The organism is Streptomyces sp. NPDC002870 (assembly GCF_042888505.1).
GTDB lineage: Bacteria > Actinomycetota > Actinomycetes > Streptomycetales > Streptomycetaceae > Streptomyces.
This window is the reverse complement of sequence record NZ_JBIAPW010000013.1, coordinates 59,858-85,116: the sequence shown is the minus strand read 5'-3', so window position 1 is coordinate 85,116 and position 25,259 is coordinate 59,858. Positions and strand designations below refer to the sequence as shown.

The 25,259-nt window shown below is 69.3% G+C and carries 20 protein-coding genes; 4 read left to right on the top strand and 16 right to left on the bottom strand.

The features are described from left to right. From pgi to uvrC, 12 genes are all read right to left on the bottom strand, one after another. On the bottom strand, positions 1-1,653 hold the full coding sequence (pgi, locus tag ACFYWY_RS18345; RefSeq protein ID WP_389187163.1) for a glucose-6-phosphate isomerase: 1,653 nt from the start codon (positions 1,651-1,653) through the stop codon (positions 1-3). Positions 1,654-1,803: 150 nt separating this feature from the next. Then, the gene (locus ACFYWY_RS18340; protein WP_389187160.1) at positions 1,804-3,015 is read right to left on the bottom strand and encodes an MFS transporter; all 1,212 of its coding nucleotides are present in this window, start codon (positions 3,013-3,015) and stop codon (positions 1,804-1,806) included. A gap of 109 nt (positions 3,016-3,124) precedes the next feature. Further along, entirely contained in the window at positions 3,125-3,460 is a 336-nt protein-coding gene (locus ACFYWY_RS18335; RefSeq protein ID WP_351570973.1) for an RNA polymerase-binding protein RbpA, read from the bottom strand. Positions 3,461-3,570: 110 nt separating this feature from the next. Further along, positions 3,571-3,801, bottom strand: a complete 231-nt coding sequence (secG, locus tag ACFYWY_RS18330; RefSeq protein ID WP_215093480.1) for a preprotein translocase subunit SecG — start codon at positions 3,799-3,801, stop codon at positions 3,571-3,573. A 107-nt stretch (positions 3,802-3,908) separates the two neighbouring features. Beyond that, positions 3,909-4,697, bottom strand: a complete 789-nt coding sequence (gene tpiA, locus ACFYWY_RS18325) for a triose-phosphate isomerase (RefSeq protein ID WP_389187157.1) — start codon at positions 4,695-4,697, stop codon at positions 3,909-3,911. A 6-nt stretch (positions 4,698-4,703) separates the two neighbouring features. Further along, positions 4,704-5,915 (bottom strand): phosphoglycerate kinase, encoded by a 1,212-nt coding sequence (locus tag ACFYWY_RS18320; protein WP_389187154.1) that lies wholly within the window; start codon positions 5,913-5,915, stop codon positions 4,704-4,706. A gap of 103 nt (positions 5,916-6,018) precedes the next feature. Next, the gene (gene gap / locus ACFYWY_RS18315; protein WP_389187151.1) at positions 6,019-7,023 is read right to left on the bottom strand and encodes a type I glyceraldehyde-3-phosphate dehydrogenase; all 1,005 of its coding nucleotides are present in this window, start codon (positions 7,021-7,023) and stop codon (positions 6,019-6,021) included. A gap of 181 nt (positions 7,024-7,204) precedes the next feature. After that, a complete protein-coding gene (locus ACFYWY_RS18310) occupies positions 7,205-10,150 on the bottom strand; it encodes a M14 family zinc carboxypeptidase (protein ID WP_389187148.1) in 2,946 nt (981 codons plus the stop codon). A gap of 247 nt (positions 10,151-10,397) precedes the next feature. Further along, positions 10,398-11,387, bottom strand: a complete 990-nt coding sequence (gene whiA, locus ACFYWY_RS18305) for a DNA-binding protein WhiA (protein ID WP_108148054.1) — start codon at positions 11,385-11,387, stop codon at positions 10,398-10,400. Further along, positions 11,378-12,412 carry a uridine diphosphate-N-acetylglucosamine-binding protein YvcK gene (yvcK, locus tag ACFYWY_RS18300; protein ID WP_389187144.1) on the bottom strand — a complete coding sequence of 345 codons (1,035 nt, stop codon included), beginning with the start codon at positions 12,410-12,412 and terminating at the stop codon, positions 11,378-11,380. Before yvcK ends, whiA begins: the two co-directional genes overlap by 10 nt. Next, complete coding sequence (gene rapZ / locus ACFYWY_RS18295; RefSeq protein WP_389187141.1) at positions 12,409-13,347, bottom strand: RNase adapter RapZ; 939 nt, start codon at positions 13,345-13,347, stop codon at positions 12,409-12,411. Before rapZ ends, yvcK begins: the two co-directional genes overlap by 4 nt. Further along, complete coding sequence (uvrC, locus tag ACFYWY_RS18290) at positions 13,344-15,341, bottom strand: excinuclease ABC subunit UvrC (protein WP_389187138.1); 1,998 nt, start codon at positions 15,339-15,341, stop codon at positions 13,344-13,346. Before uvrC ends, rapZ begins: the two co-directional genes overlap by 4 nt. A gap of 440 nt (positions 15,342-15,781) precedes the next feature. On the opposite strand from uvrC, the gene ACFYWY_RS18285 reads away from it, so the two are divergent. Next, the gene (locus ACFYWY_RS18285; protein ID WP_389187135.1) at positions 15,782-16,714 is read left to right on the top strand and encodes a hypothetical protein; all 933 of its coding nucleotides are present in this window, start codon (positions 15,782-15,784) and stop codon (positions 16,712-16,714) included. Positions 16,715-16,762: 48 nt separating this feature from the next. Here the strand turns inward: ACFYWY_RS18285 and ACFYWY_RS18280 are convergent, their stop codons facing one another. Continuing rightward, entirely contained in the window at positions 16,763-17,191 is a 429-nt protein-coding gene (locus tag ACFYWY_RS18280; RefSeq protein WP_389187132.1) for a Rieske (2Fe-2S) protein, read from the bottom strand. Positions 17,192-17,304: 113 nt separating this feature from the next. Between ACFYWY_RS18280 and ACFYWY_RS18275 the strand changes: the two genes are divergently transcribed. Then, positions 17,305-18,201: a carbohydrate kinase gene (locus tag ACFYWY_RS18275; protein ID WP_389187482.1), complete on the top strand. Its 897-nt coding sequence runs from the start codon at positions 17,305-17,307 to the stop codon at positions 18,199-18,201. A 149-nt stretch (positions 18,202-18,350) separates the two neighbouring features. On the opposite strand, the gene uvrA is transcribed toward ACFYWY_RS18275, so the two are convergent. After that, on the bottom strand, positions 18,351-21,347 hold the full coding sequence (gene uvrA, locus ACFYWY_RS18270; RefSeq protein WP_389187129.1) for an excinuclease ABC subunit UvrA: 2,997 nt from the start codon (positions 21,345-21,347) through the stop codon (positions 18,351-18,353). A gap of 201 nt (positions 21,348-21,548) precedes the next feature. Here uvrA and ACFYWY_RS18265 point away from each other — a divergent pair, with 201 nt between their 5' ends. Together ACFYWY_RS18265 and ACFYWY_RS18260 are read left to right on the top strand one after the other, a co-directional pair. Further along, positions 21,549-22,301 (top strand): maleylpyruvate isomerase family mycothiol-dependent enzyme, encoded by a 753-nt coding sequence (locus tag ACFYWY_RS18265; protein ID WP_389187126.1) that lies wholly within the window; start codon positions 21,549-21,551, stop codon positions 22,299-22,301. Between the two features lie 9 nt (positions 22,302-22,310). After that, positions 22,311-22,967: an MBL fold metallo-hydrolase gene (locus ACFYWY_RS18260; protein ID WP_389187123.1), complete on the top strand. Its 657-nt coding sequence runs from the start codon at positions 22,311-22,313 to the stop codon at positions 22,965-22,967. 175 nt (positions 22,968-23,142) lie between these two features. On the opposite strand, the gene ACFYWY_RS18255 is transcribed toward ACFYWY_RS18260, so the two are convergent. Both ACFYWY_RS18255 and ACFYWY_RS18250 read right to left on the bottom strand, forming a co-directional pair. After that, on the bottom strand, positions 23,143-23,880 hold the full coding sequence (locus tag ACFYWY_RS18255; RefSeq protein ID WP_389187120.1) for an alpha/beta hydrolase: 738 nt from the start codon (positions 23,878-23,880) through the stop codon (positions 23,143-23,145). Between the two features lie 181 nt (positions 23,881-24,061). After that, positions 24,062-25,078, bottom strand: a complete 1,017-nt coding sequence (locus ACFYWY_RS18250) for a TerC/Alx family metal homeostasis membrane protein (RefSeq protein WP_389187117.1) — start codon at positions 25,076-25,078, stop codon at positions 24,062-24,064. Positions 25,079-25,259: the final 181 nt, after the last annotated feature.

Genomic DNA, 25,259 nt, shown 5'->3' with positions numbered 1-25,259 from the left:
TCAACGCCCCCGCAGCGTGCGGTACTTGGTGGCCAGCGTCGAGGTCGAGCTGTCGAGCTGCTCGCCCCCCGTCCCCTCGGTCAGCACCGGCTCGATCTTCTTGGCGAGCACCTTGCCGAGCTCCACGCCCCACTGGTCGAAGGAGTCGATGTTCCAGATGGCGCCCTGAACGAACACCTTGTGCTCGTACAGCGCGATCAACTGGCCGAGCACGGACGGCGTGAGCTCGTTGGCGAGGATCGTGGTCGTCGGGTGACTGCCCTGGAACGTCTTGTGCGCCACCAGTTCCTCGGGCACACCCTCCGCCCGTACCTCCTCAGGCGTCTTGCCGAAGGCGAGCGCCTGCGTCTGCGCGAAGAAGTTGGCCATCAGCAGATCGTGCTGGGCGACCAGACCGGGCCGCAGATCCCCGACCGGCTTGGCGAATCCGATGAAGTCCGCCGGGATGACCTTGGTGCCCTGGTGGATCAGCTGGTAGTACGCGTGCTGTCCGTTGGTGCCGGGCGTGCCCCAGACCACCGGACCGGTCTGCCAGTCGACGCGGTTGCCCTCGCGGTCCACGGACTTGCCGTTGGACTCCATGTCGAGCTGCTGGAGATAGGCGGTGAACTTGCTCAGATAGTGGGAGTAGGGCAGCACCGCGTGCGACTGCGCGTCGAAGAACTCGCCGTACCAGACGCCCAGCAGGCCGAGCAGCAGCGGCGCGTTGGCCTCCGCCGGAGCCGTACGGAAGTGCTCGTCGACCAGGTGGAAGCCGGCGAGCATGTCGCGGAAGCGGTCCGGGCCGATCGCGATCATCAGCGAGAGACCGATCGCCGAGTCGAAGGAGTAGCGCCCGCCGACCCAGTCCCAGAACTCGAACATGTTCGCCGTGTCGATGCCGAACTCGGAGACCTTCTCGGCGTTCGTGGACAGCGCCACGAAGTGCTTGGCGACGGCCTCCTGGCCGGCCTTCAGCTCGGCGAGGAGCCAGTCGCGGGCGGAGGTGGCGTTGGTGATGGTCTCGATGGTGGTGAAGGTCTTGGAGGCGATGATGAAGAGCGTCTCGGCCGGGTCCAAGTCCCTTACGGCCTCGTGCAGATCGGCTCCGTCGACGTTCGACACGAAACGGACCGTCAGATCGCGTGCGGTGTAGGAGCGCAGCGCCTCGTACGCCATGGCCGGGCCCAGGTCGGAGCCGCCGATGCCGATGTTCACCACGTTCTTGATGGGCTTGCCGGTGTGGCCGGTCCACTCGCCCGACCTGACGCGGTCGGAGAAGGCGGTCATCTTGTCGAGCACGGCGTGCACCGCCGGCACCACGTTCTCGCGGTCCACCTCGATCACGGCGTCCCGCGGGGCGCGCAGCGCCGTGTGCAGGACAGCCCGGTCCTCGGTGGTGTTGATCTTCTCGCCTCGGAACATCGCGTCCCGCAGCCCGGCGACGTCGGTGGCCTCGGCCAGCTCGCGCAGCAGCGCCAGCGTCTCGTCGGTCACCAGATGCTTGGAGTAGTCGAGGTAGAGATCGCCGACCTGGAGGGTGTACCGGCTGCCGCGTGCCTGGTCGGCTGCGAACAGCTCCCGCAGATGCGTCTGTCCCAGTTGCTCGCGGTGCTTGCCGAGAGCAGTCCATTCGGGCATCTGATTGAGCCTGGTACGGCCTTCTGCGTTCACAGAGATTCACCTCGCGTGGACGGTCGGTTCAGCCCCGCTGACCTGCTTTTCGGCCGGGGGTGCGGGGGTTGTCCCCCGGCAAGACACAGCATCTTGGACATCAGCCCACTTCTTCTCGTACCTGCCTGCGTGCCCCGCTGCGTCTCCAACCTAATTGATCAGCGGGGCGAGCGACGCGACTGCCGGGATGAACAGTGCGGCCGCCAGCAAGGCAGGTATGTTCGGTCCCCAGGCTGCCGCCGCCGCTCCGCCGAGCAGCGCGCCGAGCGGAGCACCGGCGACCGCGAGCGTACGGAAGGCGGAGCTGATCCGGCCCAGCAGCCGCGCCGGGCTGCGCTCCTGGATCAGCGTCGTCTGGTTGACGTTCCACACCATGCCCATGACCGCGAACACCGCCATCGCGGCGATCGTGACCCACAGCGCACGCACGGACCCCATGGCGACCAGGCATCCGGTCTGCACAAGCCCGGCGGCGAACACGCTCCGTATTCGCCCGAAGCGGTCGGCCAGCCTGCGGGCCAGCAGACCGCCCGCCACGCTGCCGGCCCCGAAGGCCGTGATCACCGCCGCGTATCCGCCCGCCCCCGCGCCGAGCCAGCCGGTGACATGGATGACGAGGGTGGCGATGAGCGCGCCCATGCCGATGTTGCAGAGTGTGGTGGCGATGCAGAGCCCGCGCTGTGCCCGATCTCGCCACAGGGTGCGCAGCCCTTCCCCGATCTCCCCGCGCAGGGTGCTCCCGGCCGGTCCGGGGTCCCGTTCCGGCGCCCCGACGCGCAGGGATGCCACCAGCGCCGCCGCCACGACATAGGTGGCCGCATCCGCCGCGTACGGCATGGCGGCGCCCACCACGAGCAGCACCGGAACCAGGGGCGCGGCCACAAAGCCCCCGACGATCTGCTGCGCGGTCATCAGCCGGGCATTGGCGCTGCCCAGCGCCTCGGCAGGCACCAGCGAGGGCAGCAGGGCCGTCGCGGCGTTGTCGAAGAGCGTCTGGAGCGTGGTGAGGGCGAAGGCCAGCGCGAGCAGCAGTGCGATGGATCCCAGGCCCAGCCACACGGCACCCGCGAAGCCCGCCATCAGCAGGCCGCGCAGCAGATCAACGGCCCACATCGCCCGCCGCTGGTCCACCCGGTCGGCGACCGCGCCGCCGAGCAGGCCGAACAGCAGCCAGGGCAGATAACCGCACGCCGTCACCGAGGCGATGAGCAGCGGGTCGTCGGTCAGCGAGGCGGCAAGCAGCGGCATCGCGGCGATACGCAGCGAGTCGCCGAACTTCGAGACGACGGCGGCCGTCCACAGCCGTCCGAACCCCCCGCGCCACGCGGGTGTTCGCGGCTGCACGGTTTCGGTCACCGTCACAACATCCCCCTCGGGCCCGTTGATTCAGAACCGTAGAGGGTGCCACTGACATTCAGCCGCGAACGCACTCCGGCCGGATGCCCACAGGCATCCGGCCGGGTAACAACTTCTAGATCTCGCCGCGCAGTTTCGCGAGCGCCTCGGCGAGGATCGCCTCGCCGTCCGCGTCGCTGCGCCGCTCGCGTACATAGGCGAGGTGCGTCTTGTACGGCTCGGTGCGCGGCGGGTCCGGCGGATTGTCCCGGTCCTGTCCGGCCGGGAATCCGCAGCGAGGACAGTCCCAATGATCCGGAACCTGTGCGTCGCTGGCGAAGCTCGGCTGCGTCTCGTGCCCGTTCGAGCACCAGAAGGAGATGCGCAGGCGCGGCGCGGACTCGCCCCGCTCGGCCTCACCCATCGGCCCCGCTCCGACCCGGCTTCCCCGGATCGCGTTGCCACTTGCCACGGTCGTAACTCCCTGCGTGATGGTGCTCGAAGATGCCCCAGTCTACGTAAGGCCCAACGTGCGTCCAGTGATTGGAGTTACACCCCGCACCGAGACGCTGACGGCACGGGTCAGCTGTCCAGCTTCATCAGCAGCCCAAGTACGACAATGCACGCAAACCACAGCAGACCGACGACCACCGTAATGCGGTCGAGGTTGCGCTCTGCGACCGAGGAGCCGCCTACTGAGGACTGCATACCGCCACCGAACATGTCGGAGAGGCCGCCGCCCTTCCCCTTGTGCATCAGCACCAGCAGCATCATCAGCAGGCTGAAGACGATCAGGGCGATCGAAAACCCCATAATCACGGCTGGACCAACTTCCTCGGACTGAAATGGACGACGGGGGCCCGGGCTCGGAAAAGCCTCAGGCCCCCGCAAGGGTACGACGGATCCGCGCTACCGCATACTTACTGGTCGCGGAACCGGACGATCTTGACGAACTCGTCCGCGTCCAGCGCCGCGCCGCCCACCAGAGCACCGTCCACGTCGGGCTGCGCCATGATCGCCGCGACGTTCCCGGACTTCACCGAGCCGCCGTACTGGATGCGGACCTTGTCGGCCAGCTCCTGGGAGTACAGCTCGGCAAGACGCCCGCGGATCGCCCCGCAGACCTCCTGCGCGTCCTCGGGCGTGGCGACCTCGCCGGTGCCGATGGCCCAGACCGGCTCGTACGCAATCACGATGGACTCGGCCTGCTCGGCCGGGATGCCGTCGAGGCCCCCGTCGAGCTGGGCGAGCGTGTACTGGACCTGCTGGCCGGCCTTGCGGATGTCGAGGCCTTCGCCCACGCAGAGGATCGGGGTCAGGCCGTGCCTGTAGGCGGCCTTCACCTTGGCGTTGCAGAGCTCGTCCGTCTCGGCGTGGTACTGCCGGCGCTCGGAGTGGCCCACGGCGACGTAGGTGCACTTCAGCTTGGACAGCATCGGGCCCGAGATCTCGCCGGTGTACGCGCCGGAGTCGTGCGCGGAGAGGTCCTGCGCGCCGTACTTGATCTTGAGCTTGTCGCCGTCGACCAGGGTCTGCACGGACCGCAGGTCGGTGAAGGGCGGCAGTACGGCGACCTCTACGGCCTCGTAGTCCTTGTCCGCCAGGGCGAAAGCGAGCTTCTGGACATGGGCGATGGCCTCGAGGTGGTTGAGGTTCATCTTCCAGTTGCCCGCCATGAGCGGGGTGCGGCCCTCTTCAAGAGCAGTCATTAAGGGTCAGTCCTCCAGTGCGGCGAGGCCGGGAAGCGTCTTGCCCTCGAGGTACTCGAGGCTCGCGCCGCCACCGGTCGAAATGTGGCCGAATGCCTTCTCGTCGAAGCCCAGGATCCGCACGGCCGCGGCGGAGTCGCCACCGCCGACGACCGAGAATGCCTGGGAGTCGACGAGCGCCTGGGCGACGGCCTTGGTGCCCTCGGCGTAGTCGGGGTGCTCGAAGACGCCCATCGGACCGTTCCAGAAGACGGTGGCCGCGTCGGCGAGCTTCGATGCGTACAGCTTGCGGGTCTCGGGACCGATGTCCAGACCCTCCTCGTCGGCCGGGATCGCGTCCGCGGCGACGGTGGCCGGGTTGGCCGGCGCCTTGGTCTTGAGGTCCGGGAACTCGTGCGCGACCAGGACGTCGACGGGGAGCACGAACTCCACGCCCTTGGACTTGGCCCGCTCCAGGTACTCCAGGACCGCCGGAATCTGGTCCTCCTGGAGCAGGGAGATGCCGACCTCGTGCCCCTGGGCCTTGAGGAAGGTGTACGCCATGCCACCGCCGATCAGAATGCGGTCGGCCTTCTCCAGGAGGTGGTCGATGACGCCGAGCTTGTCGGAGACCTTGGCTCCGCCGAGGACGACGACGTACGGGCGCTTGACGTCCTCGGTGAGCTTCTTCAGGACGCCGACCTCGGTGGCGATGAGGTATCCGGCGGCGTGCGGCAGGCGGGCCGGGAGGTCGTACACCGAGGCGTGCTTGCGGTGTACGGCGCCGAAACCGTCGCCCACGTACAGATCGGCAAGAGTGGCGAGCTGGTCGGCGAAGGCGCCGCGCTCGGCGTCGTCCTTGCTGGTCTCGCCGGCGTTGAAGCGGAGGTTCTCGATGACGGCGACCTGGCCGTCGGCGAGGCCCGCGACGACGGCCCTGGCCGACTCGCCGACGGTGTCGGTGGCGAAGGCGACATCGGCGCCGAGCAGTTCACCGAGCCGCGCGGCCGCGGGGGCGAGCGAGAAGGCCGGGTCCGGGGCGCCCTTGGGGCGGCCCAGGTGGGAGGCGACGACGACGCGCGCGCCCGCCTCGGCGAGCTTGGCGACGGTCGGCTGTACGGCGCGGATGCGGCCGTCGTCGGTGATCGTGGTGCCGTCGAGCGGCACGTTGAGGTCGGCGCGGACGAATACCCGCTTGCCGGCGACCCCTTCGGCGAGAAGTTGGTCGATCGTCTTCATGTGTACTGCTCCTCAGAGGGCTGGGACGTGCGACAGGGCTCGAACCGCGCTGCGTTGCGCTGCCCGAGCCCTGTCGCTCACATCGAGGTGCTCTCGTTGCAGATCAGAGCTGGCCGCCGACGAAGACCGTGAGGTCCACGAGCCGGTTGGAGTAGCCCCACTCGTTGTCGTACCAGCCGATGACCTTGACGTTCTTGCCCTGGACCATGGTCAGGGAGGAGTCGAAGGTGCAGGAGGCGGGCCAGTTGACGATGTCCGAGGAGACGATCGGGTCCTCGGTGTAGTCCACGATGCCCTTGAGCTGGCCCTCGGCCGCCTTCTGGAACGCGGTGTTGACCTCGTCCTTGGTGACCTCGCGCTCGAGCTCGATCACCAGGTCGGTAACGGAGCCGGTGGGGACCGGGACCCGCATCGCGATGCCGTCGAGCTTGCCCGCCAGCTCCGGGATGACCAGGGCGGTGGCCTTCGCGGCACCGGTGGTGGTCGGGATGATGTTCTCGGCGGCGGCGCGGGCGCGGCGCAGGTCCGAGTGCGGGAAGTCCAGGATGCGCTGGTCGTTCGTGTACGCGTGGACCGTGGTCATCATGCCCTTGACGATGCCGAAGTTCTCCAGGAGAACCTTGGCCATCGGCGCCACACAGTTGGTGGTGCAGGAGGCGTTGGAGATGACGTGGTGGTTGGCCGCGTCGTACTTGTCCTGGTTGACGCCCATCACGATGGTGATGTCCTCGTTCTTGGCCGGAGCCGAGATGAGGACCTTCTTGGCGCCGCCGGCGATGTGCTTCTCGGCGTCGGCCTTCTTGGTGAAGATGCCGGTCGACTCGATGACGATGTCGACGCCCAGCTCGCCCCACGGAATGTCGGCGGGGTTGCGCTCGGAGAGCACCTTGATGGTGTGGCCGTCGACCGTGATCGTGTCGGCGGTGTGGGTCACCTCGGCCTTGAGGCGGCCCAGGATGGTGTCGTACTTCAGCAAGTGGGCTGTGGTCGCAGTGTCACCCAGGTCGTTGACAGCCACGATCTCGATGTCTGCACCCTGCTCCAGCAGCGCGCGGAAGTAGTTACGACCGATGCGGCCAAAGCCGTTGATGCCTACGCGGATCGTCACGAACCGATCTCCTCGTTGGTACGCCGGTTTTAGACGCCGGCGAGTTGTATAGGGATGTCCCCGACCGCCTACGACCCTACCTCCATGAGGGCCCCGGAGTGACATCGAGTGGCTCTGTGCGTGGCACGGCGGTCCGTACCCCCCAGTAGGGGTCACGGACCGCCCTGCCGGCTACGCAGCGTCAGCGACGCAGCGCGCTGAGAGCCTTTCCGATGAGCTGCTTGCGGTCGGCCGCGCCGGGCACATGCTCCAGGCCGAAGCCGATGAGCACGGTGTCCCGGGTGGTGACGGCCGCATGGGCGCGGAACAGCGCCTGGGCGCGTGCCCAGTCGCCGGTGTTGCCGGGGCTGCCGGCCGGCGGTCCCGCGACGGTCCACGGGCCCAGCGCGGTCTCGAAGCCCTCGGGACCCTGCGGGGTGCCGCCGACGACGAGCTTGGTGTCGTCGACGAAGGCGCCGATTCCGCCGGTGCCCGGGTCCGTGATGTACGAGATGGAGAGCTCGACCTGCTTGCCCGCGTAGGCGCTGAGGTCGATGGAGACGGGCTGCCAGCCGTTGGAGGAGCCGGTGAAGCGGTTCCAGGCGCCCGTGGTGCCGGTCGCCGTGCAGCCGCTCTCGGCGACGGTCAGGTAGTGGGCGAGGAACGGGTGGCCCGCTACGTAGAAGCCCTCCTCGCATTGGACGGGCACCTGGGTCGTGGTGCTGCCGTTGGCGTCCGGCAGGGTCGTCCAGTCGTCCTGGCCGACCGTGTGCGCCTCCACGACGACGTTGTCGTAGCCGCGCTCGGTGTCATGGCTGAGCTGGAACTGCAGGCTCGGCTCGGCATCGGCCGCGGTGCCGGTCAGATCCACGGTGCGCGACAGCCGCATGTACGCGTCGTCCTCGTGCTTCGCCGCCGCGAACCAGGAGCCGTCGGCCGGCTCGAACGGGGTGCGGATGCCCGGGTAGCCGCCCGCGGCGGCGCTCTTGAACTGCGGGAACTGGTCCGGCTTCAGGGTGTCCGAGGTGATCGTGTACGCCCCGGCCAGGTCCAGCGGGTTCCCGGCCGCGGCGGCGAGTGAGGCCTTCGCGCCCGCGAGCCTTCCGGTGCCCGCGAAGGAGAACGGGGACTTCAGCCCGACGCGGTTGTACGCGCCGAGGTAGTACTGCGCGAAGTCGTTGGAGACGGCCCCGCCGAGGTCGACGTCGCCGCCGGCCAGCTCACCGGCGTTGATCAGCTTCCCGCCCTCGTTGAGGTAGTCCCGCACGACGCCCGTGGTAGCCGCGGAGGGCTGTCCCGCGCCGGTGTACCAGACGACGGTCTTGAAGTGGCCGAGCACGCCGAGGGCGTCCGGGACGCCCTGCGTGGCGACGTCCCAGACCGCGGCCCTGCGCCCGTTGTCCGCCAGGGCCTTGGTGTACGCGGCGGTGTTCTGCGCGGGGGAGGTACCGCCCTCCTCGGCGATCACCAGCGTGTCACCGCGCGGCCGTTCGGCGACCGTGTAGGTGAAGTGCTCGCTGGAGGTGGGTTCTCCGGCCTTGGTCTCACCGGTGAACCAGACCTCGACCTTGTCGCCGACGTCGCCGTCCTGCACTTTGGCGCGGTACTCGTCGAAGCGGATGTTGTCCTCGCCGCCGTAGACCTCGCCGCCCTTCCAGGCCCTGAGCGCCTGGTCGTGCGTACGGCCGCCGTTGACGCGGTACTTGAGCTCCTTGTCGCGTACGGACTTGCGCGCGATGACGGAGACTTCCTGGTCGCCGCCGCGGGCGTAGGAGGTGGTGAAGGCCGCGGGGGTGAAGTCCGCGGCCTTCAGGCCGATCGAGGAGGACGGCTGGTCGGGGTGGGCCGCGGTCTCGGCGACGGAGAGCGCGAACGGGATGTTCTTGGCGAACTCCTGCTGGATCAGCTTCTCGTCGTCCGGGAAGGTGAAGATGGATGCGCAGTCGGCAGCGTTCCAGGGGTCGTTCGGGTCGATCCTGGAGGCGGTGGCGCAGGTCGACATCTCCGGGGTGTACATCATCATCCCGTTGACGTTGGCCGCATGGCCGTCGGCCTCGCCGTTGGTGGTGTAGAGCTCGGAAGAGACCTGGGGGCGGTAGCCGGGGACGGCGGAGTTCTGGGGCGTCCCTGCGAGGGACTCGTAGAGCACGTCGTCCGGCGTCGGGGTGGCGACCTGCCAGCCGACTCCGTACAGGATCAGCTGGGCGGCGGAGTGGTAGTTGATGCCGTACTCGAAGCCGATGCGCTTCTGGAAGGCGTCGAGCGCCTTCGTCTCGGGCTCGGAGGCCGGACCGGTGCCGCGGTAGGTCTCGGAGGCCGGGTCGGGGGACGAACCCTCGTTGTCGTAGCCCCACTTGTAGGTGAAGTTACGGTTGAGGTCGACGCCGTCGCCGGGGGCGGTCTTGCCGTCGCCGTTGTTGTCGCGGAGGTTCTTGCGCCACTGGCGCTCGGCGGCGCCCTTGAACGTGTAGTCGTAGCCGTCGGGGTTGGCGGAGATGACGAACCACAGTTCTGTGGAGTCGACGATCTTCGTGATCCGCGGGTCCTTGCCGTAGCCGGCGAGGTAGTGGTGCATCAGCCGGCGGGTCATTTCCGGGGTGATCCACTCGCGGGCGTGCTGGTTGGACAGATACAGCGTGGCCGGCTTGGAGCCGTCCTTGTACTTCTTGGCGCCCTTGCTGAGCTTGAGGGCGAGGATGTCCTGGCCTCCCACGGTCTTGCCGATGCTGACGACCTTGGTGAGGGCGGGGTTGGCCTGCGCGGTGGCGAGGATCTCGCGCTTCAGGCCCGTCTCGCCGCCGTACGGGCGGAAGACGCCGTCGCCCGCGGCGGCCACGCGCTTCTCGGCCTTGGCGGAGACGGTGTGCTCGGTGACGCCGACGCCCTGCTCGCGCAGTTCGCCGGCCTGCTGTTCGGTGAGGTAGAGCTCGACGGTGGCGGCGCCCTTGTCGGGCACCTGCTCGCTGAGTTCATGTCCGTCGGCACCCGCCGCGAGGATCAGCGGGACCTGGGCCTTGGTGACCTTCGCGTGCCATACGGAGAGTCCGTCGTCGTCACCCGCCTGTTCCGCCTGGGCGATCGGCGCGGCCGCCAGTCCGGCAATCAGCAGTGAAGCCGCGGCGAGGATCGATCTCGCTCTACGTCTCATAAGCCCCCCTTGCTCTTGTGTGCCACGAAAGTGGACAGACGCCAGGCTCATGACACTTCATGATCATGTCAAGAGCATACAAATAGACAAGACGCCGCTGTCGGCGCCGGGGAGGCGCCGACAGCGGTGGGTCGATCATGGTGCTGGACATTCAGCCGGGACTCCCTCGGTCGGACTCGATCGGAACTGGGTTGGAACTCGCTCGGAACGCTCGGAACGCTCGGAACGGTCGGGAATCGGGACGGACTCAGCCGACGAGACCGTCGGCCATTTCCTCGGTCAGATTGCACTCCGTGCCCGGAATGCCGAGGTCCTGGGCCCGCTTGTCGGCCATCGCAAGCAGCCGGCGGATACGGCCCGCGACCGCGTCCTTGGTCAGCGGCGGGTCGGCTAGCGCGCCCAGCTCCTCGAGCGAAGCCTGCTTGTGCTCCATCCGCAGCCGGCCGGCCGCTGCGAGGTGCTCGGGCACCTCCTCGCCGAGGATCTCCAGCGCGCGCTGCACCCGGGCGCCCGCGGCGACCGCGGCGCGCGCCGAGCGGCGCAGGTTGGCGTCGTCGAAGTTGGCGAGGCGGTTGGCGGTGGCACGCACCTCGCGGCGCATCCGCCGCTCCTCCCAGGCCAGCACGGACTCGTGTGCCCCGAGGCGCGTCAGCAGCGCACCGATCGCGTCCCCGTCGCGCACGACGACGCGGTCCACGCCGCGAACCTCGCGCGCCTTGGCGGCGATGGAGAGCCGACGGGCCGCGCCGACCAGAGCCAGAGCTGCCTCCGGGCCGGGGCAGGTGACCTCCAGCGAGGAGGAGCGGCCCGGCTCGGTGAGCGAGCCGTGTGCCAGGAACGCGCCGCGCCAGGCGGCCTCCGCGTCACAGGTGGCGCCGGAGACGACCTGCGGGGGCAGCCCACGGATCGGGCGGCCCCGGCCGTCCACGAGACCGGTCTGGCGGGCCAGTTGGTCGCCGCCTGCCACCACCCGTACGACGTAGCGCGAGCCGCGGCGCAGTCCGCCGGGCGCCATCACCATCAGCTCGGAGCTGTGCCCGAAGATCTCCAGGATGTCCCGCTTCAGCCGGCGCGCCGCGATGCCGGTGTCCAGCTCCGCCTCGATCACGATGCGGCCGCTCACCAGGTGCAGCCCCCCCGCGAACCGAAGGATCGCCGAGACCTCCGCTTTTCTGCAGCAGGTCCGGGTGACGGGAAGCCGGGAGATTTCGTCCTTCACCGCTGCCGTCATCGCCATGGGCCGATCCTTCCATGCATCCGAAAAATACGGTCGTACGCGGCCGCCAACAGCTCCGGATCATGCTTCGGAACGCCGTCGGGCGAGGCCACGGGGGCCAGCTCGACCGCGGCGCCGAGCCGCGCGGCGGCGTCGGCGAGAGACTCACGGTCGGGCACGGCGGCCTCGTCGGCCAGCACCACGTCCAGGGCGAGTTTAGGCGCGTGTCGTCCCAAAACCTCCAAATGACGCTGCGGTGAGAAGCCATCTGTTTCGCCGGGCTGCGGCGCGAGGTTGAGCGAGAGGACCCGGCGGGCCTTCGTCTCGATCAGCGCGTCCAGCAGCTCGGGCACGAGCAGATGCGGGATCACCGAGGAGAACCAGGAACCCGGGCCGAGCACCACCCAGTCGGCGTCCAGGACGGCGGCAACGGCCTCCGGGACGGCGGGCGGATCGTGCGGGACGAGGTGCACCGACTGCACCTCACCCGGCGTGAGCGCGACGGTCGCCTGGCCGCGCACGGTTTCCACGTCGTTCGGGCGGGCCGGGTCGTGGCCCCGGACCAGCGCCTGCAGCTCCAGCGGGACGGCGGACATCGGCAGCACCCGGCCGTGCGCACCCAGCAGCTTGCCGACCAGATCGAGGGCCAGCACATGGTCGCCGAGCTGCTCCCACAAGGCGACTATCAGCAGATTGCCGACCGCGTGTTCATGCAGGTCGCCCTTGGACTGGAAGCGGTGCTGGATCACCCGGGCCCAGGTCTGGCCCCAGTCGTCGTCGCCGCACAGCGCCGCCAGGGCCTTGCGCAGGTCACCGGGCGGCAGCACGCCGAGCTCGTCGCGGAGCCGGCCGCTGGAGCCGCCGTCGTCGGCGACGGTGACGACCGCGGTGAGGTCGCCGGTGATACGGCGCAGGGCCGTGAGCGACGCGGACAGGCCCATGCCGCCGCCGAGCGCGACGACCTTGGGCTGCGCGCCGCGTTTCCGCCCGGTCGGCGCGTGCGTGGACCTGCGCAGCCGCCGCAGACGGAGGTTACGTCCGGTCACTCGCGCCCCATGTCCCGGTGGACGACGACGGTCTCGATCCCCGCGGACGAGAGCCGGGCGGCGAGCTTCTCGGACGTGGCGACGGAACGGTGCTTACCGCCGGTGCAGCCGACCGCGATGGTCACGTACCGCTTGCCCTCGCGGCGGTAGCCCGCGGCGATCAGCTGGAGCAGCTCGGTGTAGCGGTCGATGAACTCCTTGGCGCCGGGCTGGTTGAAGACGTAGTTCGACACCTCTTCGTTCAGGCCGGTGAACGGACGCAGCTCCGGGACCCAGTGCGGGTTCGGCAGGAAGCGCATGTCGACGACGAGGTCCGCGTCGACCGGCAGTCCGTACTTGAATCCGAACGACATCACCGTGGCCCGCAGCTCCGGCTCCTCGTCGCCCGCGAACTGGGCGTCCATCTTGGCGCGCAGCTCATGGACGTTGAGGCTGGAGGTGTCGATCACCAGGTCTGCGTCGCCGCGCAGCTCGCGCAGCAGGTCGCGCTCGGCCGCGATGCCGTCGACGATCCGGCCGTCGCCCTGGAGGGGGTGCGGCCTGCGGACCGACTCGAAGCGGCGGACCAGGGCTTCGTCGGAGGACTCGAGGAAGACGATCCGCCGGGTGACCTCCTTGGCGTCCAGGTCGGCGAGGGACTGGCGAAGGTTGTCGAAGAACCGCCGGCCGCGTACGTCGACGACGACGGCGATCCGGGCGACATTGCCCTGCGAGCGCGCGCCGAGCTCCACCATGGTGGGGATCAGCGCGGGCGGCAGGTTGTCGACGACGAACCAGCCGAGGTCCTCCAGACACTTCGCGGCCGTACTGCGCCCCGCGCCCGACATTCCGGAGATGATCACCAGCTCGGGGATTGCCGCGTCCGCGGCCTCGCCGGGCTCGATCGTGGTGCCCGTACTCACGTCTGCTGCTCCGTCTCCATCGTGCTCAGTCATGTCCTGCTGCCCCCGTCGTTCTCTTCAATGATCTCTCCTGTTGCCGTATTCACGGCAGGGGCGGCCGGAGCCGCCTGGGCGAGGGCCACCGCGACGGACTCCGCCGTCTTGCGGCCCATGCCGGGAACCTCGCAGATCTGCTCGATTGTCGCCTGCTTGAGCCGCTTCACCGAGCCGAAATGCTTGATCAGCGCCTGTTTCCGGGTCTCGCCGAGACCCGGGACCGCGTCCAGCGGGCTGGTCCTGATGCGCTTTGTCCGCTTCGAGCGCTGGTAGCGGATGGCGAAGTCGTGAGCAGTGTCACGGACCCGCTGAAGGAGATACAGCCCCTCGCTGGAGCGTGGCAGGACCACTGGGTCGGCGTCGTGCGGCAGCCAGACCTCTTCGAGGCGCTTGGCCAGTCCGCACACGGCGACATCGTCGATGCCGAGCTCGTCGAGGGCACGCTGGGCGGCGGCCACCTGCGGCTGTCCGCCGTCCACGACGACGAGCTGCGGCGGATACGCGAAGCGCTTGGGCCTGCCGTCGTCCTCGGGGTTGTCGTCGCCGATCCACTCTCCCGTCTTGTCTTTTTCTGCGAGGTACCGCCTGAAGCGGCGGGCGACCACCTCGTGCATCGAGCGGACGTCGTCCTGCCCCTCGCCGTGCCAGATTTGTGTGTCTCCGACACGACCCTTGATCTGGAAACGGCGGTACTCGCTCTTGCGCGCCAGGCCGTCCTCGAAGACCACCATGGACGCCACCACGTCCTCGCCCTGGAGGTGCGAGATGTCGAAGCACTCGATCCGCAGCGGCGCCGAGTCCAGGCCGAGGGCCTCGGCGATCTCTTCCAGGGCCCGCGAGCGGGTCGTGAGATCGCTGGCGCGTTTGGTCTTGTGCAGGCCGAGCGCCTGCACGGCGTTGCGCTGGACCGTCTCCATCAGGTCCTTCTTGTCACCGCGCTGAGGGATACGGAGCGAGACGTTCGAGCCGCGTCGGCCGCTCAGCCACAGGCTGACCGCGTCGGCGTCGTCGGGGAGGGCCGGGACGAGGACCTCCTTGGGGACGGCGTCGCCGCGCTCCTCGCCGTACAGCTGCTGGAGCGCGTGCTCGACGAGGCCGGCGGTGTCGACGGCCTCGACCTTGTCTGTGACCCAGCCGCGCTGGCCGCGCACCCGACCGTCGCGGACGTGGAAGATCTGCACGGCGGCTTCGAGCTCGTCCTCGGCGACGGCGATCAGATCGGCGTCGGTGGCGTCCGCGAGTACGACGGCGTTCTTCTCGAGGGCACGCTTGAGTGCCCCTATGTCGTCGCGGAGCCGGGCCGCCCTCTCGTACTCCATCTCGTCGGCGGCCGCCATCATCTGCTTCTCCAGACGGCGGATGTAGGTGCCGGTGCGGCCGGCCATGAAGTCGCAGAACTCCTCGGCCAGTTCGCGATGCTCCTCAGGGGTGACGCGGCCCACGCAGGGCGCGGAGCACTTGCCGATGTAGCCGAGCAGACAGGGGCGGCCCTTCTGCTGGTGGTTCCTGAAGACCCCGGCCGAGCAGGTGCGTACGGGAAAGACCCGCAGCATCAGGTCGACGGTCTCGCGGATCGCCCAGGCGTGGCCGTACGGACCGAAATAGCGCACGCCCTTCTTCTTGGCGCCGCGCATCACCTGGACCCGCGGGAAGTCCTCATTGAGGGTGACCGCGAGATACGGATAGCTCTTGTCGTCCCGGTACTTGACGTTGAACCGCGGATCGAATTCCTTGATCCAGGAGTACTCCAGCTGGAGCGCCTCGACCTCGGTGGAGACCACCGTCCACTCCACGGACGCCGCCGTGGTGACCATGGTGGCGGTGCGCGGGTGCAGATTCGCCACGTCCTGGAAGTAGTTGGCGAGGCGCTGGCGCAGGCTTTTGGCCTTCCCGACATAGATCACCCGGCGGTGCTCGTCGCGGAATCTGTAGACCCCCGGCGAGTCGGGGATCTGTCCCGGCTTGGGGCGGTAGCTGGAGGGGTCTGCCATGTCGACCAGCCTACTGGCGGGCAGTGACAGTACGGGCCGGGTCCGGCCCTCGCCGGGGTGCCGGCCCTTGGGTGCCGGCCATTGTCGGGCTCCGGCACTCGTCGCGGCTCCGGCACTCGTCGGGGCTCCGGCCTGCTCGGGGCTCCGACCCTGCTCGGGGCTCCGGCCCGAACCGAGGGCTGACGAGTCGGACCAGTCGGTCTGGTCGTCGGTCGGCGCGACGGTGGCCGTCGACAGGGGCAGAGTGAACAGCTGCGGATCAGCATCAGTCCTTGTCGGAGACGGGGCAACACGCTTCAATGCGGGGTGACACGGCGCTGTGAACACTGCGGCCGGGATGTGAACACCTCCGTCCCGCTCCACCTGGACGCCGGTCGCCGCCCACCCACAGCGGCTCGCCCCTGTCGTGAACTCAATTCCCGCAAGTCGCTGGAGGAACCATGGGGCACACCGAGGCCGATCTGGCACAGGTGCTGCACACCGGCCCGTTCCATCTGGCGCTGCGCGCCGCCCTCGCGGTGCGCGGGCTGCCGCTCCAGCGCGTCCAGCACCATCTCGCGCACCGCGGGATAAAGGTGGGCGTGACCAGCCTCAGCTACTGGCAGCAGGGCGCGCGCCGCCCGCAGCGCCCCGAGTCGCTGCGCGCCGTGCGTGCTCTGGAGGACGTACTCGAACTGCCCGGGAACTCGCTGATCCGGCTGCTCGACGTGGGCGAAGGCGGCGCGCGAAGTGATGTCGAGCCCCCCGCGACGCGCTCCTACCGGTCACTGGTGGAGGCCTCCGGCGCGGTGGAGCAGCTGCTTGCCGATCTGGAGTCGCCGGCGGACGGCGGGCTGCACACAGTGGGCCACCACGAGCGTGTACGGATCGGAGCGGGGCGCGAGCTGCTGGGGCGCGATTCGGCGCATGTCGTACGCGCCCACCGCGACGGCGTCGACCGCTATCTGGCCATCCACCACGGCGATCCGGGCTGCGATCCCGCGCGGGTGGAGGTCAGCGCGCTGGAGAACTGCCGCGTGGGACGGGTGCGGTGGCACCGGGAGACCAGGGTGCTGATCGCCGAGCTGCTCTTCGACGCCCGGCTGCGCGCGGGTGAGACGTACCTCTTCGGCTATGGCTTCGAGGACGGAACCGGCGGGCCGAGCGAGGAGTACGTCCGCGGCTTCAGCTTCGCGGGCGGGCAGTACGTCCTGCAGGTGCACTTCGACGAGGGTGCGCTGCCGCTGCGGTGCCGGCGGTTCGCGCAGGCCACGACCGGAGCGCCGCGCGGCGCCAGGACGGATCTGACGCTGAGCGGGCGGCACCGCACGGTCCACCTGGTGGAGCAGGGCGTACGGCCGGGGGTGCTGGGGATCGACTGGGACTGGGACTGACGCTCGCCTCTGTGGTCTACGGCTCCGGGCCGGCGACCAGCTTGTGGCTTACGCCTCCGGACCGGCGACGAGCTTGCCGCCCTCCGCCTTGACCGGGACCTCGGGGAGCGGCACGGTCGCCGGGCCCTGGAGCGCCTTGCCGGTCGTGACGTCGAAGCGGCTTCCGTGGCAGGGACAGTTGCCTTCGGTGCCCTCGACCTTGTCGAGGACGCAACCCGCGTGGGTGCACTGCGCACTGAATGCCTTGTACTGGCCCTTTGCCGGGCAGCTCACGATCAGGCGCTGCTCGCGGTAGAGCCTGGCGCCACCCACCGGGACGGCGTCGGCCGCGCCGAGATCGACGGGCGCGGTGGGGGTGGGGTTCTCGGCGTGGCCGAGCTTCGACTCGGTGGAGCAGGCCGCGACCCCCAGCCCGGCTGCCCCGGCGAGGGCAGCGCCTTTCAGCACGGTACGGCGGGCGGCTGGCTGGCCGGACATGGAAACTCCACTGATCAGGGCGTCGGTGACAGACCCGACGATACCGGCGGAGATCGGCGGCCCTCCTGGCGGGCTCCCTGTCGCCCCCGGAGGCGATGGGTTACGTTCTCGCCGTGATCGTCGTCGCCGGAGAGTCCTTGATCGACCTGGTCCCGCAGCAGGTCGGCGACCCGCTGCCGATGCTGCTGCCGCGGCTCGGCGGCGGTCCGTACAACACGGCTGTCGCGCTCGGCCGGCTCGGCGCGACGGTCGGCTTCTGCTCCCGGGTTTCGACGGACGGCTTCGGCGAGGCGCTGCTGGCCGGGCTGCACAGGGCAGGGGTGGGGACGTCCCTCGTCCAGCGCGGGCCCGAGCCGACGACGCTGGCGGTAGCGAGCATCGGCGCGGACGGCTCCGCCGGGTACCGCTTCTATGTGCAGGGCAGCGCCGACCGGCTTTTCGAGCTGCCGCCCCAACTGCCGGATTCCGTACGGGCACTGGCCTTCGGGACCTGCTCGCTGGTGCTGGAGCCGGGCGCGACTGCGTACGAAGCGCTGCTGCGACGGGAAGCGGGGCGCGGGATCTTCACGCTGCTCGACCCGAACATAAGGGCCGGTCTGATCCCGGACGCGGACGCCTACCGGGCGCGCTTCGCCGGCTGGCTGCCGTATGTGTCGCTGCTGAAGCTGTCGGAGGACGACGCCCGTTGGCTCGGCGGCGTGCCGGAGGGGCCCGCGGCGGTGGTGCTGACGCGGGGTGCGGCTGGGCTGTCGGTGCGGACGCGGGGCGGGCTTGAGGTCTCGGTCCCGGCCACGGCGGTGACCGTCGCGGACACGATCGGCGCGGGAGACACGGTGAACGCGGCCCTGCTGCACGGCCTCGCGGCCCGCGCCGCCCTGTCGGCGAACGCCCTGGCCGGTCTGGGCGCGGAGGGGTGGCACGAGGTGCTGCACTTCGCGTCCCGGGCGGCCGCGGTGACCTGCTCCCGCACGGGCGCGGAGCCGCCGTACGCGTCGGAGCTGAACGGCTGACGGCTGACGGCTGACGGCTGCGGAAGAAGCCGGGGCCGTCCGGCAGCCGGTTCGCCCTCAATCGCCCAACGGGCTGGAATTTCCAGCCCGTTGGGGGTCTCCCCCCGGACGAAGTCTGCGGGAGATTGAGGACACGACGGTGACCGGCGTCAGGCCTTGCGGGCCCGGGCGGTCCTGGCCGTGGCCGTCTTCTTCACCGGCGCCGCCTTCGCGGCGACCGCGTTCTTCGCCGCGGCGGTCTTCCTGGCCGCGGCCTTCTTCGGTGCCTTGCGCGCCGCCGGCACCACCGCGTCGCTGATCCGCTCGGCGTCCAGGATGTCGCGCAGGAACTTGCCGGTGTGGCTGGTCGGCACTCCCGCGACCTGCTCCGGGCTGCCCTCGGCGATGACCAGTCCGCCGCCGTTGCCACCCTCCGGGCCCATGTCGACGACCCAGTCCGCGGTCTTGATGACGTCCATGTTGTGCTCGATCACGATGACCGTGTTGCCCTTGTCGACCAGGCCGGACAGCACGTTGATCAGCTTGCTGATGTCCTCGAAGTGCAGACCGGTCGTCGGCTCGTCCAGGACGTAGACCGTGCGGCCGGTGGAGCGCTTCTGGAGCTCCGAGGCCAGCTTCACGCGCTGGGCCTCGCCGCCCGAGAGCGTCGGCGCGGACTGGCCGAGCCGCACATATCCCAGGCCCACCTCGTGGAGGGTCTTCAGATGACGGGCGATCGTCGGGACGGCCCCGAAGAAGTCCAGCGCCTCCTCGATCGGCATGTCCAGCACCTCGGCGATGGACTTGCCCTTGTAGTGGACCTCCAGGGTCTCCCGGTTGTAGCGCGCTCCGTGGCAGACCTCGCACGGGACGTACACATCCGGCAGGAAGTTCATCTCGATCTTGATGGTGCCGTCGCCCGAGCAGTTCTCACAGCGGCCGCCCTTGACGTTGAAGGAGAACCGGCCGGGCAGGTAGCCCCGGACCTTGGCCTCCATCGTCTCCGCGAAGAGCCTGCGGACATGGTCGAAGACGCCGGTGTACGTCGCCGGGTTGGAGCGCGGCGTACGGCCGATGGGCGACTGGTCGACATGCACCACCTTGTCGACGAGGTCGTCGCCGTCGACCCGGGTGTGGCGGCCCGGCACCGACTTGGCGCCGTTCAGCTCGCGGGCGAGGTGGGTGTAGAGGATGTCGTTGACCAGGGTCGACTTGCCGGAGCCCGAGACGCCGGTGACCGCGGTGAGCACGCCCAGCGGGAACGAGACGTCGATGTCGCGCAGGTTGTTCTCACGGGCGCCGTGGACCGTGAGCAGACGGGTCGGGTCCATGGGCCGGCGGATGTCGGGCGTCGGGATGGACCGCTTACCGGCGAGGTACTGCCCGGTCACCGAGTCCTTGTTGGCGAGGAGCTCCTTCAGCGAGCCGCTGTGCACGACCCTGCCGCCGTGCTCGCCGGCGCCCGGGCCGATGTCGACCACCCAGTCGGCCACCTTGATGGTGTCCTCGTCGTGCTCGACGACGATGAGCGTGTTGCCCATGTCGCGGAGCCGGACCAGGGTCTCGATGAGCCGGTGGTTGTCGCGCTGGTGCAGCCCGATGGACGGCTCGTCCAGTACGTACAACACTCCGACGAGGCCGGAGCCGATCTGGGTGGCGAGCCGGATGCGCTGGGCCTCGCCGCCGGAGAGCGTGCCCGCCGCGCGGTTCAGCGAGAGGTAGTCGAGACCCACGTCGACCAGGAACTTCAGCCGTTCGTTGACCTCCTTGAGCACCCGCTCGGCGATCTTCTTGTCGCGGGCGTTCAGTCGCAGCTCGCCGAGGAAGTCCGCGCAGTCGCTGATCGACATCGCGGCGACGTCGGCGATGGACTTCTCCATCACCGTGACCGCGAGGACGATCGGCTTCAGCCGGGTGCCCTCACAGGTCGGGCAGGGCACCTCGCGCATATAGCCCTCGAAGCGCTCCCTGCTGGAGTCGCTCTCGGCCTCGCTGTGCCGCCGCTTGACGAACTGGACCGCCCCTTCGAAGGCGGGCGTGGTGTACGCCCGCTCGCGTCCGTATCTGTTGCGGTAGCGCACCTCGACCTGGGTCTTGTGGCCATAGAGCAGGGCCTTCTTGGCACGCTGCGGCAGCCCGGCCCAAGACATGTCGGTGGAGAAGCCGATCGCCTGGGCGAGACCGCCGATCAGCCGCCCGAAGTACTCCTTGGTGTGACCGTGCGACCAGGGGTGGATCGCGCCCTCGTCGAGGGACCTCTCCTCGTCCGGGACGATCAGCTCGGGGTCCACCTCCATGCGCGTGCCGATGCCGGTGCAGTCGGGGCAGGCGCCGAACGGTGAGTTGAAGGAGAAGGAGCGGGGCTCCAGCTCCTCGAAGGACAAGTCGTCGTACGTGCAGTAGAGATGCTCCGAGAACATCCGCTCGCGCTCAGGGTCGTCCTCGGCCAGGTCCACGAAGTCGAGGACGACCATGCCGCCGGAGAGCCCGAGCGCGGTCTCCACCGAGTCGGTCAGCCGGCGCTTTGCGCTGTCCTTGACGGTGAGGCGGTCGACGACCACCTCGATGGTGTGCTTCTCCTGCTTCTTCAGCGTGGGCGGCTCGGCGAGCTGGATCGTCTGTCCGTCGACCCGCGCGCGGCTGTATCCCTTGGTCTGGAGGTCGGCGAAGAGGTCGACGAACTCGCCCTTGCGCTCCCGCACGAGGGGCGAGAGGACCTGGAAGCGGCTGCCCTCGGGCAGCTCGAGCACCCTGTCCACGATGGCCTGCGGCGACTGGCGCGAGATGGGCCGGCCGCACTCCGGGCAGTGCGGCTTGCCGATGCGGGCAAAGAGCAGCCGGAGGTAGTCATAGACCTCGGTGATGGTGCCGACCGTCGAGCGCGGGTTGCGCGAGGTCGACTTCTGGTCGATGGAGACGGCCGGGGAGAGGCCCTCGATGAAGTCGACGTCCGGCTTGTCCATCTGACCGAGGAACTGCCGGGCGTACGAGGAGAGCGACTCGACGTACCGGCGCTGCCCCTCGGCGAAGATCGTGTCGAACGCGAGGGACGACTTGCCCGACCCCGAGAGCCCGGTGAACACAATGAGGGAGTCACGCGGTAGGTCGAGCGAGACGTTCTTGAGATTGTGCTCGCGAGCGCCACGAACGATGAGACGGTCGGCCACGCCGGTCCGCACCTTTCTTGAGAGAAGCGGGGGGCACAGCCCCCGTCCCAGACTATGGGGGCCGCCGGATCGTTTGGATTCCAAGCTGAGAAATGCCTGCTGCAACCAGGATGCTCCACTGAGCCTATAGCACGCGCATTCGAATTACGGCCAGGCTCTGCCACCTTCACCCGATCGAGTGCCGGGACTATCGTCGGCCCCATGATCGATCCCTTGCATGACCTGGCCTCTGTACGCGAAGCCACCGATCGGCTCCTCACCGCAGCCGCCGGTCTTGACGACTCCGGAGCCTCGGCACCGTCCCGGCTCCCGGGCTGGAGCCGCGGCCATGTTCTGGCCCACCTTTCCCGTAACGCTGACGCGCTCGTAAATGTTCTCGAGGGCCGCCCGATGTATGTGAGCGCCGAGGCACGCGAGAGCGACATCGAGCGGGACGCGCGCCGCCCGCTCGCCGAACAGCTCGCCGACGTACGAGAGAGCGCCGCCCGTTTCCAGTCGGCGTGCGCGGCTCCCGCCGACTGGAGCCGCACGGTCGAGCTGCGCAACGGCATCACGGACGCCGCGGCCCGCCTCCCCTTCCGCCGGCTCGTCGAGGTCGAGCTGCACCACGTCGACCTGGGCATCGGCTACGAGCTGGAAGACCTGCCCGAGGAGTTCACCGACCGGGAGATCACCTTCCTCGCCCAGCGCTTCGCCGGGCGCGCGGACGTACCGCCGACCCGCATCGTCGCGGCCGGCAAAGCCTCCGGCGGCGGTTCGGTCAACGGCTCGGTCGGCGGCTCGGTCGGCAGCGCGGGCGAAGCCTCCGGCGAGTGGCACACGGGCGGCACGGGGGGCGTCCCGGTGACGGTCACCGGCCCTGCCCCCGCACTTCTCGGGTGGCTCGCCGGCCGCCGCGACGGTGCGGATCTGGACTCCTCAGGGGGCCTGCTTCCGGCGCTGCCCCCGCTATAGGCTGATCCCATGACGTACAGCGGAGTAGTGAAGGTCGGCGGCGCTGCGGATGTGCACGAACTCCAGGACCTGATGATCTCCAAGGTCGCGGTCGGCCCGATGGACAACAACGCCTATCTGCTGCGCTGCCGGGCCACCGACGAGCAGTTGCTGATCGACGCGGCCAGTGAACCCGAGACACTGCTGACGCTGATCGGCGACGACTCCATCGCGTCGGTCGTCACCACCCACCGCCATGGCGACCACTGGCAGGCGCTGGCCGATGTCGTCCGCGCGACCGGTGCCCGCACCTACGCCGGCCGGTACGACGCCGAGGGCATCCCCGTCCCGACGGACGTGCCCGTCGAGGACGGGGACACGATCCGGGTGGGCCGCGTCGAACTGACCGCCCGTCATCTCGTGGGGCACACCCCCGGCTCGATCGCCCTGGTCTATGACGACCCGCACGGTCCCCCGCACGTTTTCACGGGCGACTGCCTCTTCCCAGGCGGGGTGGGCAACACGCGCAAGGACCCCGAGGCCTTCGCGAGCCTGATCAACGACGTCGAGACGAAGCTCTTCGCCGTGCTTCCGGACGAGACCTGGGTCTACCCGGGACATGGCAAGGACACGACGCTGGGCGACGAGCGGCCGCATCTGCCGGAGTGGCGCAAGCGCGGCTGGTAGCGCGCTCGCTGCGCGCCCTTGTTCCGCCTCCTCAGTCCGCGCGGGCCTCGCTCGGCGCCCTCTTTGCGCGCCTCGCTCCGCGCGCGCCTCAATCCACGCGGGTCTCAATCCACGCGGGTCTCGTTCCGCGCGCCCCGTTCCATGCTCGCGTTCCGTGCGCTCGTACGCGGCCGCCTCAACTGCCGTCCGCCGACGGGACGTCGCTCGGCCCGAAGTCGCCGAACCTGTCGAAGTCGTCGAAGCTGTCCGCCACCGCCGACGGCAGCGGTCCCAGCCGCAGGAGTCCGGTGACCAGACGGGCAGCGAGGGCGTGCCAGACGCCGGCGCGGCGGAGCATGGCGTGGTCGCCGCCGGGCATCCGCAGCGCGCAGGATTCGGCGCCGGCGGCGCGTGCCGCGGCCGCCAGCTCCCAGGAGCCGCGCGGGTCGGTCACCCGGTCGCGGTCGCCGTGCACCAGGACGATGCGCTTGCCCTCCAGATGAGCCACGGGCTCTCCCGCCGGGCACCACGGAGCGAGGCCGACCACGGCCTCCACGAGGGGGTGGCTCGCGGCCCGCAGGGCGGCCCGGCCGCCCATCGAGTGGCCGACCAGGACGACCGGGACCGGCCCGGTGAGGAACGCCAGTTCGTCCAGGGCGCGCAGCGCGTCGCTTGCCGCGTCGGCGCGCACGCCGTTCCAGCCGCGGTGGCGGTAGCTGACTCTGCCGAGCACCACATCGTGGTCGACCGTGGCGCGCGCGATCGCCCGGGCGAAAGGGCGCATCCGGATGCCGGGCAGGTTCCACTGCGTCGGTGGCTCCAGGGCGTCGGCAGTACCGCCGTGCAGCAGCAGAACGGCGCCCTGCGGCGGCTCTGCGGCCCGGTCGAGCCGCAGAGCGGGGGCGGGCGGCCGCCCCTCTTCCTGTACGCGCATGGGTGTCACGTCCTTGCCGATTCGGGCCCGGCACAATCCGATGCCTCGCTGACACTGCCCGGCCATGCTCCCGATCATGACGGAGCCCGGCTGTCCGCCCAAAGGCGGCCCCGGTGCTGAGAGCACTGTGCCGTACGAGGGTCGGAACGAACCTCAGGACATGAACGTCCGGACCTGAACGTCAGGCCTCCACGCTGTCCTTCTCCGCGTTCCCGGCCTTCCCGGCCTCCTCTGCCGCCTCGGCCGCTTCGCGCTCCGCCTTCTTCTTCGAGGCGATCAGGCTGGTGATCGTGGTGACGATCAGCACGCCACAGATGACCGCCAGCGAGAACGGAATCGAGATCTCGGGGACGTGCACCCCGCTCTCGTGCAGTGCGTGCAGCACCAGCTTGACGCCGATGAAGCCGAGGATCACCGACAGGCCGTAGCTGAGGTGGACCAGCTTCCTCAGCAGTCCGCCGATGAGGAAGTACAGCTGACGCAGGCCCATCAGCGCGAAGGCGTTCGCGGTGAAGACGATGTACGGGTCCTGCGTCAGGCCGAAGATCGCGGGGATGGAGTCCAGCGCGAAGAGCACATCGGTGGTGCCGATGGCGAGCATGACCACCATCAGCGGGGTCAGGACGCGCTTGCCGTTGTTGCGTATGAAGAGCTTGGTGCCGTGGTACTTGTCAGCGACGCCGAAGCGGTTCTCGATGGACTTCAGGAGGCGGTTCTCCTCGAACTCCTCTTCCTCCTCGTCGGAGCGCGCCTCCTGGATGAGCTTCCAGGCGGTGTAGATCAGGAACGCGCCGAAGATGTAGAAGACCCACGAGAAGCTGGCGATGATCGCGGCGCCGGCGGCGATGAAGATGGCGCGCAGGACGAGAGCGATCAGCACGCCGACGAGCAGCACCCGCTGCTGGAGGTGGGACGGCACCGCGAACTTCGCCATGATCAGGACGAAGACGAAGAGATTGTCGACGCTCAGCGACTTCTCGGTGATGAAGCCCGCGAAGAACTCTCCCGATGCCTGGCTCTCGCCGAATACGAGCAGGCCGAGGCCGAAGAGAGCGGCCAGGACGATCCAGACGACGGTCCAGATTCCGGCTTCCTTGATCGACACGTCATGGGGCTTGCGCCCGATGAAGAAGTCGACAGCAATCAGGGCACTCAGACCAAGAATGGTCAGCACCCACATGGTCCATGAAACGTCCACTGCGCCTCCGGCGTCGTACGGCTACTGATCAGCGTCGTCGCTGCCGGAGGTCTCCTCCGCCCGAACGGCTCTGCCGCCACGGGCCGGCGCCCCGGGACCGGTATCGGTCCGTACTGACGGGAACGCCGCAGCCGGGAGTACTCCCCTCCGCTCAAAGGAGCGTACAGGAATCCCCAAGGGA

Bases quoted from the DNA above. Each gene is read 5' to 3' on its own strand.
- ACFYWY_RS18280 (WP_389187132.1), bottom strand. From the start codon at position 17,191: ATGTCCGGCCAGCCAGCCGCCCGCCGTACCGTGCTGAAAGGCGCTGCC.
- ACFYWY_RS18320 (WP_389187154.1), bottom strand. From the start codon at position 5,915: ATGAAGACGATCGACCAACTTCTCGCCGAAGGGGTCGCCGGCAAGCGG.
- ACFYWY_RS18310 (WP_389187148.1), bottom strand. From the start codon at position 10,150: ATGAGACGTAGAGCGAGATCGATCCTCGCCGCGGCTTCACTGCTGATT.
- ACFYWY_RS18265 (WP_389187126.1), top strand. From the start codon at position 21,549: ATGATCGATCCCTTGCATGACCTGGCCTCTGTACGCGAAGCCACCGAT.
- tpiA (WP_389187157.1), bottom strand. From the start codon at position 4,697: ATGACTGCTCTTGAAGAGGGCCGCACCCCGCTCATGGCGGGCAACTGG.
- ACFYWY_RS18285 (WP_389187135.1), top strand. From the start codon at position 15,782: ATGGGGCACACCGAGGCCGATCTGGCACAGGTGCTGCACACCGGCCCG.
- ACFYWY_RS18255 (WP_389187120.1), bottom strand. From the start codon at position 23,880: ATGCGCGTACAGGAAGAGGGGCGGCCGCCCGCCCCCGCTCTGCGGCTC.
- rapZ (WP_389187141.1), bottom strand. From the start codon at position 13,347: ATGACTGAGCACGATGGAGACGGAGCAGCAGACGTGAGTACGGGCACC.
- secG (WP_215093480.1), bottom strand. From the start codon at position 3,801: ATGGGGTTTTCGATCGCCCTGATCGTCTTCAGCCTGCTGATGATGCTG.
- whiA (WP_108148054.1), bottom strand. From the start codon at position 11,387: ATGGCGATGACGGCAGCGGTGAAGGACGAAATCTCCCGGCTTCCCGTC.
- uvrC (WP_389187138.1), bottom strand. From the start codon at position 15,341: ATGGCAGACCCCTCCAGCTACCGCCCCAAGCCGGGACAGATCCCCGAC.
- ACFYWY_RS18260 (WP_389187123.1), top strand. From the start codon at position 22,311: ATGACGTACAGCGGAGTAGTGAAGGTCGGCGGCGCTGCGGATGTGCAC.